At 64.4% G+C, this 15,995-nt stretch carries 13 protein-coding genes; 7 read left to right on the plus strand and 6 right to left on the minus strand.

The window, feature by feature from the left end; all coding sequences use genetic code 11:
* The first annotated feature begins 32 nt into the window (after positions 1-32).
* Complete coding sequence (gcvA, locus tag GB927_RS15700; protein ID WP_256118106.1) at positions 33-926, plus strand: transcriptional regulator GcvA; 894 nt, start codon at positions 33-35, stop codon at positions 924-926.
* A gap of 9 nt (positions 927-935) precedes the next feature.
* Here the strand turns inward: gcvA and GB927_RS15705 are convergent, their stop codons facing one another.
* From GB927_RS15705 to mutM, 5 genes are all read right to left on the minus strand, one after another.
* Positions 936-1,436, minus strand: coding sequence for a GNAT family N-acetyltransferase (locus GB927_RS15705; protein WP_256118107.1), 501 nt, complete (start codon positions 1,434-1,436; stop codon positions 936-938).
* Between the two features lie 94 nt (positions 1,437-1,530).
* Positions 1,531-2,979, minus strand: coding sequence for a chromosomal replication initiator protein DnaA (gene dnaA, locus GB927_RS15710; RefSeq protein WP_369431659.1), 1,449 nt, complete (start codon positions 2,977-2,979; stop codon positions 1,531-1,533).
* A 977-nt stretch (positions 2,980-3,956) separates the two neighbouring features.
* Positions 3,957-4,223: a 30S ribosomal protein S20 gene (gene rpsT, locus GB927_RS15715; RefSeq protein ID WP_256118109.1), complete on the minus strand. Its 267-nt coding sequence runs from the start codon at positions 4,221-4,223 to the stop codon at positions 3,957-3,959.
* 191 nt (positions 4,224-4,414) lie between these two features.
* Complete coding sequence (locus tag GB927_RS15720) at positions 4,415-5,188, minus strand: enoyl-CoA hydratase (RefSeq protein WP_256118110.1); 774 nt, start codon at positions 5,186-5,188, stop codon at positions 4,415-4,417.
* A gap of 85 nt (positions 5,189-5,273) precedes the next feature.
* Complete coding sequence (mutM, locus tag GB927_RS15725; protein WP_256118111.1) at positions 5,274-6,167, minus strand: bifunctional DNA-formamidopyrimidine glycosylase/DNA-(apurinic or apyrimidinic site) lyase; 894 nt, start codon at positions 6,165-6,167, stop codon at positions 5,274-5,276.
* A 181-nt stretch (positions 6,168-6,348) separates the two neighbouring features.
* Between mutM and ubiE the strand changes: the two genes are divergently transcribed.
* The 6 genes from ubiE (at position 6,349) to coaBC (ending at position 15,018) form a co-directional block, all read left to right on the plus strand.
* Positions 6,349-7,125 (plus strand): bifunctional demethylmenaquinone methyltransferase/2-methoxy-6-polyprenyl-1,4-benzoquinol methylase UbiE, encoded by a 777-nt coding sequence (gene ubiE / locus GB927_RS15730; RefSeq protein WP_256118112.1) that lies wholly within the window; start codon positions 6,349-6,351, stop codon positions 7,123-7,125.
* A 37-nt stretch (positions 7,126-7,162) separates the two neighbouring features.
* Positions 7,163-8,737: a 2-polyprenylphenol 6-hydroxylase gene (gene ubiB, locus GB927_RS15735; protein ID WP_256118113.1), complete on the plus strand. Its 1,575-nt coding sequence runs from the start codon at positions 7,163-7,165 to the stop codon at positions 8,735-8,737.
* Between the two features lie 81 nt (positions 8,738-8,818).
* Positions 8,819-12,436, plus strand: coding sequence for a FecR domain-containing protein (locus tag GB927_RS15740; protein ID WP_256118114.1), 3,618 nt, complete (start codon positions 8,819-8,821; stop codon positions 12,434-12,436).
* A 45-nt stretch (positions 12,437-12,481) separates the two neighbouring features.
* Complete coding sequence (locus GB927_RS15745) at positions 12,482-13,285, plus strand: potassium channel family protein (RefSeq protein ID WP_256118115.1); 804 nt, start codon at positions 12,482-12,484, stop codon at positions 13,283-13,285.
* A 137-nt stretch (positions 13,286-13,422) separates the two neighbouring features.
* Positions 13,423-13,650 (plus strand): hypothetical protein, encoded by a 228-nt coding sequence (locus GB927_RS15750; protein WP_256118116.1) that lies wholly within the window; start codon positions 13,423-13,425, stop codon positions 13,648-13,650.
* A 162-nt stretch (positions 13,651-13,812) separates the two neighbouring features.
* Positions 13,813-15,018, plus strand: coding sequence for a bifunctional phosphopantothenoylcysteine decarboxylase/phosphopantothenate--cysteine ligase CoaBC (gene coaBC / locus GB927_RS15755; protein WP_256118359.1), 1,206 nt, complete (start codon positions 13,813-13,815; stop codon positions 15,016-15,018).
* On the opposite strand, the gene GB927_RS15760 is transcribed toward coaBC, so the two are convergent.
* Positions 15,011-15,832, minus strand: a complete 822-nt coding sequence (locus GB927_RS15760) for a class II glutamine amidotransferase (RefSeq protein WP_256118117.1) — start codon at positions 15,830-15,832, stop codon at positions 15,011-15,013. The two genes, coaBC and GB927_RS15760, sit on opposite strands and share 8 nt — an antisense overlap.
* Positions 15,833-15,995 lie beyond the last annotated feature (163 nt).

Here is a 15,995-nt window from a genome sequence, read left to right on the forward strand (position 1 = left end):
TATTTCGACAATTCAGCGAGGAAAACTAAACCATGAGCGGCCGTCTTCCCTCCCTGTCCGGCCTGCGCGCCTTCGAGGCGGCAGCGCGCCACCTGAGCGTCACGCTCGCCGCCGGCGAGCTCAATGTCACGCCGGGTGCGGTGAGCCTGCAGATCCGCGACCTCGAACAAACGCTCGGCGTGCAGCTCTTCGAGCGGCGGCCGCGGCGGCTTTCGCTGACGGAGGATGGCGAGGGGTACTTCAAGGCGATGCGCTCGGCCTTCCGGCTGATGCGCGAGGCGACCGACGAGCTTCTCGCCCGCGCCCGCCCCGCGACGCTCTCGATCAGTTGTACGCCGACCTTCGCCGCCCAATGGCTCGTGCCGCGGCTGCCGCATTTCGAAGAGCGCTTTCCCGGCCTCGACATCCGCATCAGCGCCTCGAACCGCCTGGTCGATTTCGTGCGCGACGGGGTGGATATCGCGATCCGGCACGGGTTCGGCCGCTATGAGGGCCTCGTCAGCGAACGGCTGCTCGACGACAACCTCGTGCCCGTCATCGCGCCGGCATTGCGCGAAACCGAGCCGCTCGACGAGCCCGCCGATCTCGCCAACCATATATTGATCCACGACGTACACCGGCAGGACTGGCGGCTCTGGCTGGAGGCGATGGGGGTCACCGGCATCGACGCGATGCGCGGCCCCGTCTTCACCGACAGTAATGGCGCGATCGAGGCGGCAAAGGCCGGCGACGGGGTGGCGCTGGTGCGGCTTTCGCTGGTGGCGCGGGAAATCCAGGAGCGGCGGCTGGTCGCGCCCTTTTCGCGCGGCGTGTCGACGGGGCTTGCCTATTACATCGTCTATCCGCCGGGTGCGCTCGACCGGCCGGCCGTCACGGCGCTGCGCCAATGGCTGACCGACGAGGCACGGGCGGTGCGCGGAAGCTGATGCGCGGCGTCAATCGGGAAAGGTTTCAATCCGTTGCAGGTAGGGCGTGAAGCCTGCCCGCGCATAGGTCGCCTGCGCCTTCGCATGGTCGTTCGTATCGGTGTGCAGCCAGATGCGCCGCGTCGCCTTCCGCCACGCCGCCCTGAGCGCCGTATCCAGCAGGAAGGGGCCGAGCCGCCGGCCATAGGCCGCCGGAACGAGGCCGAAATGCACGAGTTCGATGTCCTGCTCGTTGGCGGCATCGAATTCGCAGAGGCCGACCGGTTGCCCCTTCTCGCGCAGCACGAAGATGATCGTCGACGGAGCGGACAGGAGTTGCGCCAAGGCATCCTGTGGCATGCGCAGGCGCTGGTCCCAGGTCCACGGCTCGCCGATGGTGCAATAGAGCGACAGATAGTCCTCCAGCGAAAGGCGCTCTGCGCTGACTTCCAGATTGGCGCTTGGGGCCGCTAGCGCCGGCCGGTCCGCTGGCGGTGTGCGGAGTTCCATATAGGTGACGAGCAGGTCCATGCCGGCGGTCTCATCCGTTCTGCCAAAAGCAGAACGCCGTGCGCGACCCGGAGGACGGCACAGCGTTCAGAGCTGTCGAAGGGGCGTGAAAGCCCTATTCGTTGATCAGGCGCTTCAGGAGCTCGATCTCGTGACTGAGCTTGGTGTCGCCCGAGATCAGTTCCTCGATCTTGCGCACGGCATGCAGCACGGTCGTGTGGTCACGACCGCCGAAGCGGCGGCCGATCTCCGGGAAGGAGCGCGGCGTCAGCGTCTTGGACAGATACATGGCGATCTGGCGCGGCTTGACGATGACGCGCGTGCGGCGGTTCGAGACCAGTTCCTGGCGCGAGACGTTGTAGTGTTTCGCCACCACGCGCTGGATGTCCTCGATGCGCACGCGGCGCGGCTCGCCGGCAGCGACCAGATGGCCGAGCAGTTCGTCGACACGCTCGATCGTGAGGTTCGGCTCGAAGGAGCGGCGGAAGAGCAGCTGGTTGAAGGCGCCTTCCAGCTCGCGGCCGCTGGCCGTGATGTTGCGCGCGACGTGGCTGAGGATCTCGACCGGAATATCGAGCGACTGGTCTTCCTGCTGGGCGGCCGCAAGGCGGCGCTTGAGGATTTCCAGGCGCATTTCGTAATCCGGCGCTTCCATTTCGATGGCGACGCCGCCCTGGAGACGCGAACGAACGCGCGGATCGAGCGATTCCAGCTCCCAGGGCGCGCGGTCGGCAGCCACCACGACCTGCTTGGCGGAATCGAGCAGCATGTTGAGCAGGTGGCAGAACTCGTTCTGGATCGAATTGCCCTGCAGGAACTGCATGTCGTCGATGATCAAAAGGTCGATGTTGCGCAGCGTCTCCTTGAGGGAGAGCGCATCATTGTCGCGGATGGCGGTTGCGAAGCGCCACATGAAATATTCGGCCGTCAGGTAGACGACGCGCGGGTTGCGGGCACTGGACAGCGCGCCGAGCGCGATCGCCTGGAGAAGGTGCGTCTTGCCGAGGCCGACGCTCGAATGCACGAAGAGCGGGTTGAAGCGCACGGCGCCGGCACCGGCTTCCGCGATCGTGCGGGCTGCGGCAAGGGCGACGCGGTTCGAGGTGCCCTCGACGAAGGCATCGAACGTGTAACGCTGGTCGAGCGGCGAGCCGAAGAGCGGGCCGGAATGTTGGCGCGGCTGGGCCGCAGCGGTGACGGAAGCGGCCGCGCTGCCGACAGGCTGCGGGCCACCGGCCGGACGGCGCGACGACTGCACCTGCGGCGCGGGCTCGACGGCAATGGCCTCGTCGACGGAACCCGGGCGCACGCCACGGGTCGCGGTGCGCACCAGGATCTCCACCTTGAGGATTTCGGCATCCTCCTGCTGGAACAGGCTGGTGATGAGATCGAGATAACGATTGTTGATCCACGACTTCAGGAACGTCGTCGGCACCGAAAGGCGCACCACGCTCTTGGAAACGGAATGGATCTTCAACCGGCCGAACCAGCTCGCGAAGACGTCCGGACCAACCTGCGCTTTGAGGCGCGCACTGACCCGTTCGAAAATCGCGTCCTGCTTCATATCGGATGGAACCCCCGCCGCCTGCACCCCTTCTGGTGGGAGCGCCTTTAGTGCATTTTCCCCGTTTGCGAATGCACCAGCTGTTCTGGTGGCCGTATTCACCTGCATCTTGCCGCCTTTCATGCTCAATTCGCCACGTCGGCATTCCTGCCGGCGCCTTTCATGTTTGCCATCTCCCGGCCGTGCCGAGCCAATCGCCCGGTCCGGGATCTGGTGCCCCGATTGAACCGGCCCCCTGCTCCGGCACAATCCTGTTTCCCAAACACAATTCAGGTCGGCACGATCCGGTGTCATACCCGATCCCGCGTTCCCGTCTGTGGCCTCGCTGTGCGCCCCCTCGTAGAGCGTCCAGCGGGCATGCCCTCTTCATCGGCAGCCGTCCTCACAGCTGCAACCGGCACAATCAATAGTCGCAAAAACTCACTGCCAGAGTGCCAGGGGCACCTGGGGCAAGCGTTGCCGGTTTGATGATTTTACGAAGCGGAGCCGCTCCGTCACAGGGAACAAACAATCACCGCTGCCTTGTGAGACAGTCTTGTCGGCGATCATTTTCAGGCTTGTTTCCGTGCCCCCTGTGGAAAGCATTTAGGCAGGATCAGGTAGCAAGATCAATCACGAATTTTACGCAAAATTAAGGGGCGGGCGTTGACTCGCAGAGGGCTTCCTGACTCGGAATCAGCTTTCCCGTGGAGAATCTGTTAGGAATCAATGGCTTTGTTTTCGGGTTGTTTTCGGAAGGGCTGGAAAACGAAAAAAATAAAAATTCGCTTGACTCAAATTGCTGTCAAACTCCCGCAACGAAAGGGGGAGTAAGACCACCCAACCTCCCGCAAGTAACTGAATTTAAAGGAATTTTTTCGTCACGGTTTTGACAAGATCGAGCCTTGCACATTAACCATAGCGGGGTCGAAAAACCAAAGAAAAAGCCCGGTGCGAGCACCGGGCTTTTTCTAATATTGCATAGCTCGACGGGTCGATCAGGCCGACATCGTCTTCACGCGGCTCGCCAGACGCGAAACCTTGCGGGATGCTGTGTTGGAATGGAGCACTCCGCGGGTCGCGGCGCGCATCAGTTCCGGCTGTGCTGCCTTGAGGGCGGCGGCGGCCTGAACCTGGTCACCGGAGGCGATTGCCTCCTCGACCTTGCGGATGAAGTTGCGGACGCGCGAGCGGCGCGACTTGTTGACTGCGGTGCGCGCGGCGATCTTGCGGGTCGCCTTCTTTGCCGAGGTTGTATTGGCCATCTATGCCTCTCTTCAGAAATCTGACACAAACTCCGCCCTCGCCGTGCCGGGTCACTGCGACCTGTCATCAAAGCAATTCGGGAGCAATATCGGAAAACCTCAGAATTCGGCTTTCCAAACTGTGGGCGGCGTATAGCTGGAAACCGCGAAGACGTCAACGCGGATTCTGCAAGAAACGCCGGATCGCCTGATCAGCGGTGCTTGAACGCCGGCTTGCGCTTCTCGATGAAGGCCGCCATGCCCTCCTTCTGATCCTCCGTGGCGAAGAGCGCGTGGAACAGCCGGCGCTCCGCGCGCATGCCTTCCGACAGCACCGTCTCATAGGCGCGGCTGACGGCCTCCTTGGCGATCATGACCGAGGGCAGCGAGAAGCTGGCGATCTTTTCCGCAGCGGCGAGCGCCTCCTCCAGCAGCTTCTCCGGCGCCACCACGCGGGCGACCAGGCCGGAGCGTTCGGCTTCCGCGGCATCCATCAGCCGGCCCGTCAGGCAGAGGTCCATCGCCTTCGCCTTGCCGATCGCGCGGGTCAGCCGCTGCGTGCCGCCCATGCCGGGCATGACGGCGAGCGTGATTTCCGGCTGGCCGAACTTTGCCGTCTCCGAGGCGATGATGAAGTCGCACATCATGGCGAGCTCGCAGCCGCCGCCGAGCGCAAAGCCGCTGACGGCCGCGATCATCGGCTTGCGGCAGCCGGCAACATCGTCCCAGCCGGCGGCGAGATCGGCCAGCACGGCCTCTGCAAAACCGTAAGGCTGCATTTCCTTGATGTCCGCCCCGGCGGCAAAGGCCTTTTCCGAGCCGGTGATGACGATCGCGCCGATGCCTTCATCCGCCTCGAAGCCGGCGAGCACGCCCTTCAGCTCACCGAGCAACTGGCTGTTCAGCGCGTTCAGCGCCTGCGGCCGGTTGAGCGTGATAAGGCCGACGCGCCCGCGCGTCTCCACCAGCAGGGTTTCATAAGCCATGTCTCTCTCCTCTTATTGTCTTATGATCTATTTCTGTCGCGCAACGCCGGACGGAAAACCGCTGCACACTTTTCCTGGCGTTGCTTTATTTCTGGCAGGCCGCGCAGTGGAAGGTCGACCGGCCGCTCTGCACGATGCGGCCGATAGTGCCCGTGCAGCCGGGGGTGCGGCAAGGCTCCTTCTCGCGGTCGTAGACGGAGAAGGAATGCTGGAAATAGCCGAGCGAGCCATCGGCGCGGATATGGTCGCGCAGGGTGGAGCCGCCGGCGGCAATCGCATCGGCGATCACCTCGCGGATCGCCTGCGTCAGCACGACGAGTTCCGTCTTCGGCTTGCCCGCCGCCGTCACCAGCGAGCCGGCGAGGCGCTCCGGCGAAAGATGCGCGCGCCACAGCGCCTCGCAGACATAGATATTGCCGAGGCCGGCAATGTTCTTCTGGTCGAGCAGCGCCGCCTTCAGCGGCGTCTGCCGGCCGCGGAACTTTGCCGCTATATAATCGGCGTCGAGCGTATTGCCGGTCGGCTCGGCGCCGAGATCGCGGAAGAAGGCGTGGGCGGTGAGGTTCTCCCGGCGGGCGAGGTCCATGAAGCCGAAGCGGCGCGGGTCGTTGTAGACGACGCGGCGCTCGCCCTCCGGCGTTTCCAGATGGAAGACGACATGGTCGTGGCGCACGTCCTTGCTGCGCGGCATGTGGAAGTCGCCGGGCGCCTCCGTCTGCAGCGCAGGCCCCTCCACCCGGAACGAACCGGACATGCCGAGATGGGCGATCACCACGTCGCCGCCCTCGAGGTCGATCAGCAGATATTTGGCGCGCCGGCCGAGCGAGACGACGCGGCGATCCTTCAGCGCCTCGGAAAAGGCCGGCGGGAAGGGAAAGCGCAGATCCGGACGGCGCAGTTCCGCCTGGCGGATCAGTGCCCCTTCCATGACGGGTGCTAAACCGCGCCTCACCGTTTCCACTTCCGGCAATTCCGGCATATCTGTCTCCTTCGACTTAACCTTGAGCGCATTTGCCGCGGCCCGGCATTTCCCTCTCGGCAATCTATGTCCTATATACCCGGCAAAGCGGCGGACGCGGTGTTCAGATAGCGCGGCCCTTGCCAATTCGCTATGGTCTTTCCGGCAATTCGGCTGCGACAGACCGCCCATGGAGACGACGATGACGGAACAGCGCACATCCGCGGACGGCGGCATGGAAACCTCCTACGGCTTCCGCCAGGTGGCCGAAGGCGAAAAGCAGGCGCTGGTCAACGACGTCTTCCACAAGGTTGCCAAGCGCTACGACATCATGAACGACGTCATGTCCGCCGGCCTGCACCGGGCCTGGAAGGACGCGATGATCGCGAGCCTGAACCCGCGCAAGGACGCTAGCTACAAAGTGCTCGACGTCGCCGGTGGCACGGGCGACATCGCCTTCCGCATCGTTGAGGCCTCCGATCGCCTGGCGCACGCCACCGTGCTCGACATCAACGGCTCGATGCTGGGCGTCGGCGCCGACCGCGCGGCGAAGAAGGGGCTTTCCGCCAATCTCGACTTCGTGGAAGCCAATGCCGAGGAACTGCCCTTCGAAAGCGGCAGCTTCGATGCCTATACGATCGCCTTCGGCATCCGCAACGTGCCGCGCATCGACGTGGCGCTGTCGGAAGCCTATCGTGTGCTGAAGCGTGGCGGACGGCTGCTCGTGCTGGAATTCTCCGAGGTGGAGATGCCGTTGCTCGACAAATTCTACGAGACGTGGTCGTTCAAGGCGATCCCGCAATTCGGCAAGATGATCACCGGCGAGGCGGAGCCCTACCAGTATCTCGTGGAATCGATCCGCAAGTTCCCGAACCAGCAGGACTTTGCGACGATGATCCGCACGGCGGGCTTCTCCCGCGTCAATTTCACCAATTATACCGGCGGCATCGCCGCGCTGCATTCGGGCTGGAAGCTCTGAGCATGACCGCGGTGTCTTCCAAGAATAGCCGTCCCGCATGAGCGTTTTCGGCGCCTATCTTCGCCTTGCCCGCGTGGGCTGGGTTCTCGTGCGCGAGGGTGTTGTCTCGGCGCTGCCGACGGAGGGCATGCCGCCGCTTGCCCGCACCGCGCACGCTTTTGCGGGCCTGCTCGCCCGCCGCAAGGCGGCGAAGGAAGACCGCGGCGACCGCCTTGCCCGCGCCATCGAGCGCCTCGGCCCCTCCTATGTGAAGATGGGCCAGTTCCTGGCGACCCGGCCGGACGTCGTCGGCGCCGAGATCGCCGTTGACCTTTCGGCGCTGCAGGACCGCATGGCGACCTTTCCGCGCGCCGCGGCCGTGGCCACGGTCGAAGGCTCGCTCGGCCGCAAGCTCGACGACCTCTATGTCAGTTTCGACGACCCGATCGCCGCCGCCTCCATCGCGCAGGTCCATCCCGCGACGGTACGCGATGCGAATGGCGAGCGCCGTGTCGCGGTAAAAGTCATCCGTCCCGGCGTGCGGCAGCGTTTTGCGCATGATCTGGAAGCCATGTACGCGGCCGCGCACCTTCAGGAAACGATCCTGCCCAACACGCGCCGGCTGAAGCCCATCGAGGTGACGCGCACGCTGGAGCAGACGACAAAGATCGAGATGGATCTTCGGCTGGAGGCGGCGGCGCTGTCCGAGCTCGGCGAGAACACGGGCGACGACCCTGGCTTCCGCGTGCCGACGGTCGACTGGGAGCGCACCGGCCGCGACGTCGTCACCATGGAGTGGATCGACGGCATCAAGATGTCGGATGTCGACGGCCTGCGCGCCGCCGGCCACGACCTGAACAAGCTCGCCGACACGCTGATCCAGTCGTTCCTGCGCCATACGCTGCGCGACGGCTTCTTCCATGCCGACATGCACCAGGGCAATCTCTTCGTCGACCCGCAGGGCGTCATCGTCGCGGTCGACATGGGCATCGTCGGGCGGCTCGGCAAGAAGGAACGCCGCTTCCTCGCCGAGATTCTCTACGGCTTCATCACGCGCGACTACCAGCGCGTCGCCAACGTCCATTTCGAAGCGGGCTACGTGCCCTCGCACCACGACACGGCAAGCTTCGCCCAGGCGATACGCGCCATCGGCGAGCCGATCCACGGGCAACCGGCCGAGACCATCTCGATGGCCAAGCTTTTGACACTGCTGTTCGAGGTGACGGAACTCTTCGACATGGAGACCCGCACCGAACTCGTCATGCTGCAGAAGACCATGGTGGTGGTGGAGGGCGTGTCGCGCACGCTCAACCCGCGCTTCAACATGTGGAAGGCCTCCGAGGGTGTCGTCGGCGACTGGATCCGGGACAATTTGGGGCCGAAACGCCTTCTGACGGATCTGCGCGACGGCGCGCATGCCGCCCTGCGGCTGGCCGAAGCCGCACCGGAAATCGCCGCCAAGGCGGAGAAATTCTCGCAGGAACTCACGGCCATGACCGAAAAAGGCCTGCGTTTCGATGCGGAAACCGCCGAGGCGATCGGCCGTTCCGAGGCCCGCCACAGCCGATCCGGCCGGCTGGCGCTCTGGGTCATCGCCGCCACGCTCGTCTATATTGCCTGGAAACTCGGCTGATCCGGTTGCCTCCTTCGCGTTGACAACACCGGGAAATTGCATCCATATCGTCGCCTCCGAGGGTGGACGAAACCAAACCACATGCGTGCGTTGCAGCTGGGCGTGAGCGCCCTTGCGATCGTTGGAAGCTTTTTGCCGGCGTCCGCCGAGGTTTTTCCGCGCGGCTCCGTGGCAGACGGCGCCGTCGTCGACCGGAAATCCGGCGAGGAAGTCCGTTTCGTGGACATCGAGGCCTGGCGCGGCGTCGAGGTCAACCAGGACCTCATTGCCGGCGATACGCTGCGCACCAACGCCGTCGGCAGCCTCGCCATCCGCTTTTCCGACAACACGCTGGTGCGCATGGCGCGTGAGACGATCCTGCGCGTGCGCAAGATCGGCAGCACCTCCGACAGCGAACTCAACCTCGAAGGCGGCACGATCTGGGGCCGCGCGGAACGCGGCGGCACCGGCCTGACCGTCGACACGCCGGCAGCCGCGGCCGCCATCCGCGGGACCGACTGGACGCTGCGCGCCGAGGGCGACCGCACGGTACTGACGGTGCTCGAAGGCACGGTCGAGCTTTCCAACGCGCAAGGCACAGTGACCGTCGGCCAGGGCGAAGGCGCCGTCGCCACGATCGGCCAGGCGCCGCGCAAATATATCCTCGTCAATCTGGAAGAGCGCGAGCAGGTCCTGCTCTATGGCGAAATCCGCGGCGTCTTCAACGGCCTGCCGATCAGCGGCGAGGGAACGCGTGACGCGCGCGGCGAGCGGCTCGGCATTCTCGCCAGGCCCGAAGCCGGCCGCAGCCGCGAGGACTGGCTGAAGCTCGCGGAAACCGCGCTCGCCTATGACGGACGGGCAGCGGCAGCCGCCGCCCTCGCGCACCTGCCGCGCCCGCTGCCGGCAGCACTAGAGGCCCGTGCAACGCTGGTCGAGGCGATGATCGCCGGCCAGGCCACGCAGTATGACGAAGCAATCCGGCTCTTCCGCAAGGCCCTGCCGCAGCTTTCCGGCGAGCGGCGCACCATGGCGCGCTACGGCGAATGGATCGCGATCTCGCTGAAAGACCCGGACGCCCGGGTGAAGACCCCTTCGCTGAACCGCACGCCGGCAACCATCGGCGAGGCGATCGCGCAGGCGACCGTCGTCGCCCATATGCAGGGCCAGGTCGAGGCGATCGAGATCCTGAAGAAGGCCGAACGGCGGTTTCCCGAAGAGGCCAGCCTGCCGGCGATGCGCGCCAGCCTCGCCTATGAACTCGATCGGCGCGACGAGGTGCGCGAGGCGCTGGCGCGCGCCCGGTCGCTCGATCCGAGCGACCCGTCCCATCTGCTGGTCAGCGCCCGCTTCCGCGCCACCGTTTCGAGCGACCTCGACGGCGCGCTGGCCGATCTCACGCAGGCCGTGGAGGCAGCGCCGGGCGACGACGCGGTCTGGAACGAGATCGGCATCATCCAGAGCGACCGCAATGCCATCGTCGAGGCGGATGCGGCGCACCGGCGCGCGATCGGCCTCAACCCGGAAAATGCCGTGCTGCATGCCAACCACGCGCGCTTCCTGATGGATCACGACCAGATGGCCGCCGCAAAGCGGGCAATCGATGCCGGCGAGGCTCTCGACCCGACCTCCTATGCCGTGCTCGCCGCCAAGGGCCGCTACCTCCTGCGCATGGGCAAGACGGCCGAGGGCGAAAAGACCCTGCAGGAGGCCGCCGCCGTCAACCCGACCGCCGGCGACGCGCTGATCGGCCTTGCGATCGCCAACTTTCAAAGCGGGGCGACAGAAGAGGCCGCACAGGCCCTCGACAATGCCGATCGCTTCGACCGCGACAATCCGAGCGTCTCGCTGATGCGCGCCGGCATCGCCGTCGAGGAGTTCCGCGCCGACGACGCCATCCTCAACGCCCGCGAAGCGCTCCGCCGCCGTCAGGCCCGCGGCGGGTATTACACCGGGTATGATGCCAACCGGCAGGTTTCGTCCTATCTTGGCGTGACGCTTGACAATGTTGGGCTCGCTGAATGGGGTGACTTCTACGCCGACCGATCCTTCGACCCCTTCGTGTCGACAACCTATATCGATGAGGCGGCAGGCGGCCGCACGAGCCCGTTTGTCGGGGAGCCAGTCTCCGGTCTCGACCGTTTCCCGTCCGGTGGCTCGTCGATTGCGTCCGACCTCCAGGCCCGGCTTCTCGATCCACTGTCGATTGCCTCGGAAGAAAAGCGCAACAGCCTCGAAACGCGGACATTCTTCGAGGCCTCGCTCGGCGGCACGCTGTCGGATTACGGCGCCGACCTCGGCTGGGCAAACGATCTAACCCTCCAGGGCACGACTTATACGTCTCTGCCGATCAGCTACTACATCCGCGGCGATATCAGCCGGCCTCACAGCGCGCGGGATAACGATGCGAACGATCTCGAAGGCGGCATTTTCCAGATCGGCATCAGGCCGACCCTGACGGACAGCATCTATCTGTTCGGCAACAGGATAGACCAGGAAATCGGCTATCCGGGCCAAATCAGCAACCCTGCGCCCTTCAACGAAATCGTGACGGAGGCCACTTTGTACGGCGGTGCATGGAGCCACGTCATCTCCGAGCGAAATGTGATCCAGGTTTTCGCTGTCAAAAGCGACACGGATAGCCGCCGCCAGTTCCGCACGCGGGAATTCATCGACGAGAAGGAAATCGTCTATCGCATCAATGAAAAGTCACGCGACGAATATTTCACCTATGGCGTCGGCCATATGCTGGGCGTCGGCCCGCTGACATTGCGCTACGGCGCGGAAGCCGCCGAGACGAATTTCAAGGTCGCGCAGACTGCTACCAACCTGACGACAGGTGGCACCGAGGATCTAGGTGCCTTCTCCGGCAACAGTTCCGCAACCCGCACCTATGTCGATGGCTATCTGGACCTTTCGGAAAGCCTCCAGTTCCAGGCAGGCGCTTATGTTTCCCGCTTTGATGGCGAAAGCGGGCTCTGGGGACCTGTCGACTTCCGGCTTGGCGTCGCCTGGGCACCCACCGACAAGCATTGGCTGCGCGCCTATTATCGACAGGATACGCAGTTCGTCAGCAACTACACGCTCGCCCCCATCACGACTGTCGGGCTTTCGCCCATGGAATTGCCGCTGTTCTTCAGCGGGCAGACGGAGACGACGGCGGTTCGCTGGGATGCCGAATGGAACGAACGCTTCTTTACCGCGGTCGAATACCAGCACCAGCGCTTCAACGGCCTAACGCTGGCGCCGGAAGACCTGATGACGACGTTCCTGACAGGCACCGGCACTATCGACCGTCTTCAGTTCAGCGCCAACTATTGGGTCGGCGATGGCCTTGGCGTTTTCGGATCCTTCACCTGGAACACCAGCAAAGACACGTCCGAATTCTGGGACCCGTCATTCGACGTGCCGCTGATCCCGGACTATGTCGCGCAGGTCGGCTTTACCTATGTGCATCCTTCACGTTGGACGGCTACAGTAGCTCAAAGTTTCGTCGGCCCGCGCCTTGGCTCGCAATATTATGATGCGGACGGCAACCCGGCCGGTCTCGAACTCGATTCCTATTCTACGACGGACGCCGCGCTTACCTGGAAATCCGAAAGCGGACACCTGGAAGCCGGTCTCAGCGTCTTGAACATCTTCGACAACGATATCGACATGGCCGACCGCCTGCCCGCCCCCGGCCGCACCTTCCTTGCCACGATGAAGGCGCGGTTCTGAGCTGTCCCGCTTGACCGGGGCGGGGCCGGCGCTAGTCTTTCGATCATGGCCGATGAACCGCTGAGCGTAACCCCACCGCAACCCTTTCTCGAACGGGCGCGCCGGCAGTTGCGCGGGCTCTATTTCGGGCGGGACCGGGAGGCGATCCGCTTCCAGGTCGCGATGCTGCTGATCGATATCGCGATCCTCTGCTTCTTCATCGCGGGTCCCTATCTGCGCACCGGGCCAGCCTATATCATCGTCGACTATGCCATTGCCCTGGTCATCGCCTTCGAACTCGCCGCGCGGGCGCTGATCGCGCCGAACCTGCGCTATTTTGCGATGCGCCCGATGACCTGGGTGGACATCATCGTGCTCGGCACGTTGCTCTTTCCCGGCCAGCTGCACAATTTCGCCTTCCTGCGCGTGCTGCGCATCTGGGCGATCAGCCAGAGCAAGCTCGTCACGCTGCTGCTCCGCCGTTTCGGCTATGGCGACCTGGAAGACATCATCCAGGCCTGCGTGAATTTCCTCGTCTTCCTCTTCCTCGTCACCGGCTTCGTCTACAGCAACTTCTTCTATGGCGCGGATGGCTTCGAGGGTTTCATCGATGCGCTCTATTTCTCGGTGGCGACCGTCACGACGACCGGTTTCGGCGATATCGTGCTGCCGGGCACGCTCGGCAAGCTCACCTCCATTGTCACGATGATCATCGGCATTTCGCTCTTCGTGCGGCTCGCGCAGGCGATCTTCCGGCCGTTCAAAGTGACCTTTCCCTGCCCCGAATGCGGTCTCTCGCGCCATGAGGCGGATGCCGTGCACTGCAAGGCCTGCGGCCATGTGCTGAACATTCCCGACGAAGGCGCCTGAAAACCGGAAAACCACCCCGTCTTGGCCCGTTGCAGGCAGTTCACCTCCTGCAGGTAAGGTGGTAATTTAGAAAAGCCGGAATAAGCGGCGCAGTGCAGAGCAGACCGAATTCTCCAAGGGCCAGAGGGGAACGTCCCATGCGCAATATCATTCTATCCGCAGCCATCGCAGTCTTTTCCTTCGGCGCTTTCGCCGCACCGTCGCTCGCCGGCATCATGCCGGATGCAGCAGGCCTGCGGTCGACAAGCCTCGTCGAACCCGTGACGCACTATTACGGCCACAAGCCGAAGTGCTTCTGGAAGAAAATCAAGAAGTACGACTACTACGGCAACCTCGTCATCAAGAAGGTGAAGGTCTGCCATTAAGCCGCGCCTCTTGGCGCGGTAAGCCGCGTCTTGTGACGTGGTGAGGCGGTATCCGGGGGGATCCGCCGCCGGGGCAGACTTGGAAATGCCGCTGCAACGGGGTAGGACGGGATGACCGTCCTCGCCGGGATGGTCGTGCGCTTTAAAAGCCCGGGACCCGCCATGCCGCTTGCAGGAAAACGCATCCTCCTCGTCATCTCCGGCGGCATCGCCGCCTACAAGAGCCTCGACCTGATCCGCCGCCTGCGGGAACGCGGCGCGAAGGTGCGCCCGGTCATGACCGCAGGCGCGTGCGAATTCGTGACGCCGCTCGCCGTCGGCGCGCTTTCGGCGGGCCATGTCTATACGGATCTCTTTTCGCGCGAGGACGAGCAGGATGTCGGGCACATCCGGCTGGCGCGCGATTGCGACCTCATCGTGATCGCCCCCGCCACGGCCAACCTGATGGCCAAGATGGCGAACGGGCTTGCCGACGACCTTGCCTCCACCGTGCTGCTCGCCACCGATCGCCCGGTGCTGCTGGCGCCCGCCATGAACCCGAAGATGTGGGCACATCCGGCGACGCGACGCAATGTCGAGACGCTGCGCAAGGACGGTCTGTCCTTCATCGGCCCCAATGCCGGTGAGATGGCGGAGGGCGGCGAGGCCGGTTTCGGCCGCATGGCGGAGCCGCTGGAAATCGTCGCTGCCTTGGAAGCCCTGCTCGACGGCGGGAAGAAGCCGCTCGCCGGCCGCACCGCCATCGTCACCTCCGGCCCGACCCATGAGCCGATCGACCCGGTGCGCTACATCGCCAACCGCTCCTCCGGCCGGCAGGGTCATGCCATTGCCGCAGCGCTCGCCCGGCTGGGCGCGAAGGTGACGCTCGTCTCCGGCCCCGTCACATTGCCCGACCCGTCAGGTGTGACCGTGGTCGAGGTCGAGCGGGCGGACGACATGTTGCAGGCGGTGCTGGCCGCGCTGCCGGCGGATATCGCAGTGATGGTCGCGGCCGTTGCCGACTGGCGGGTGGCAACGCCGAATGCGGAAAAAATCAAGAAGCAGCCGGGCGAAGGCCCGCCGCCGCTGATGCTGACGGAAAACCCGGATATCCTGAAGACCGTCGGCCATCACGCGAAACGGCCGAAAGTCGTCGTCGGCTTTGCCGCGGAGACGCAGGACGTCGAGAGCAACGGCCGGGTGAAACTTCAGAAGAAGGGCGCCGACCTCATCGTCGCCAATGACGTTTCGCCGGAAACCGGCATCATGGGCGGCACGCGCAACAGTGTGAAGCTGATCACCGCCGCCGGCATCGAGGAATGGCCGGAGCTTTCCAAGGAAGAGGTCGCCGGCCGCCTGGCCGACTGGATTGCCGAAAAGCTTACCTGACGAGGGCGAGCTTGGTGTCCATGCCGCTTGCCGGACGACCGGCGGGCGAGAAGATGCGCACGTCGACGCCGTTTTCGCCCAGCACCACGGCGCTGCCGTCCGGGATTTCCACCCAGGCTTCCGTATCGTCGTTCAGCGGCTCGGAGACAAGGCAATAGCCGCCCGTCGCACCCATGGGGGCGGCGTAGAGCGTGGGCGCTGCGTAGTCGGTCGCGTAGCGCACGGCGTAGAGCTGGTCGCCATCGGTGAAGGCTGCGGTGAAGCGCACGAGCACGCGGCGCTCCAGATGCGCCGCCAGCCGCTCGACGAAGGCGATCGTCTCGGCCATGGCACCGAGCGGGTCGCGCGCCAGGCCGAATTGCAGGGCGAGCAGGAAGAGCAGCTCCGAATCCGTCGAGCCGGTGCGGGCATTGTAGAGATCGTTGTCGAGCATGGTTTCGAGCGGCCGGCGCAGGTGCTCGAAGTCTGCGATCTGGCCATTGTGCATGAAGGACCAGATGCCGTTGACGAAGGGATGGCAATTGTCGCGCCGCGTGCCGCCGCCGGTGGCAGCGCGCACATGGGCGAGGAACAGCGGCGAGCGCACCTGGCGGGCGATGCTGCGCAGGTTGCAATCGGACCAGGCGGGCAGGATATCGCGGTAGCGGCCGGGCTCCGGGCGTTCGCCATACCAGGCGATGCCGAAGCCGTCGCCATTGGTCGCCGTCTTGGCGCGGGTGGCGCAGTGGGATTGTTCGATCAGCGAGTGGGCGGGCGAGGACACCAGTTCCTCGAGGTAAAGCGGTTCTCCGCGATAGGCTGCCCAACGGCACATGAGGCTATTCTCGCTTTCGAAGACCGGCGACGAACCGGCGTTTGACCAGACGCATTAACCATGGCACTGCCCTGATTTTCAACGCAAATGGGTAAAAATGCGTTAACGAATGTAAACGGGCCGAAACCATGCGTGTCATTCTGATGACAGGGCGCGAGGTTGG

It is taken from the genome of Shinella lacus, from assembly GCF_010994755.1.
Classification (GTDB): Bacteria; Pseudomonadota; Alphaproteobacteria; order Rhizobiales; family Rhizobiaceae; genus Shinella; species Shinella lacus.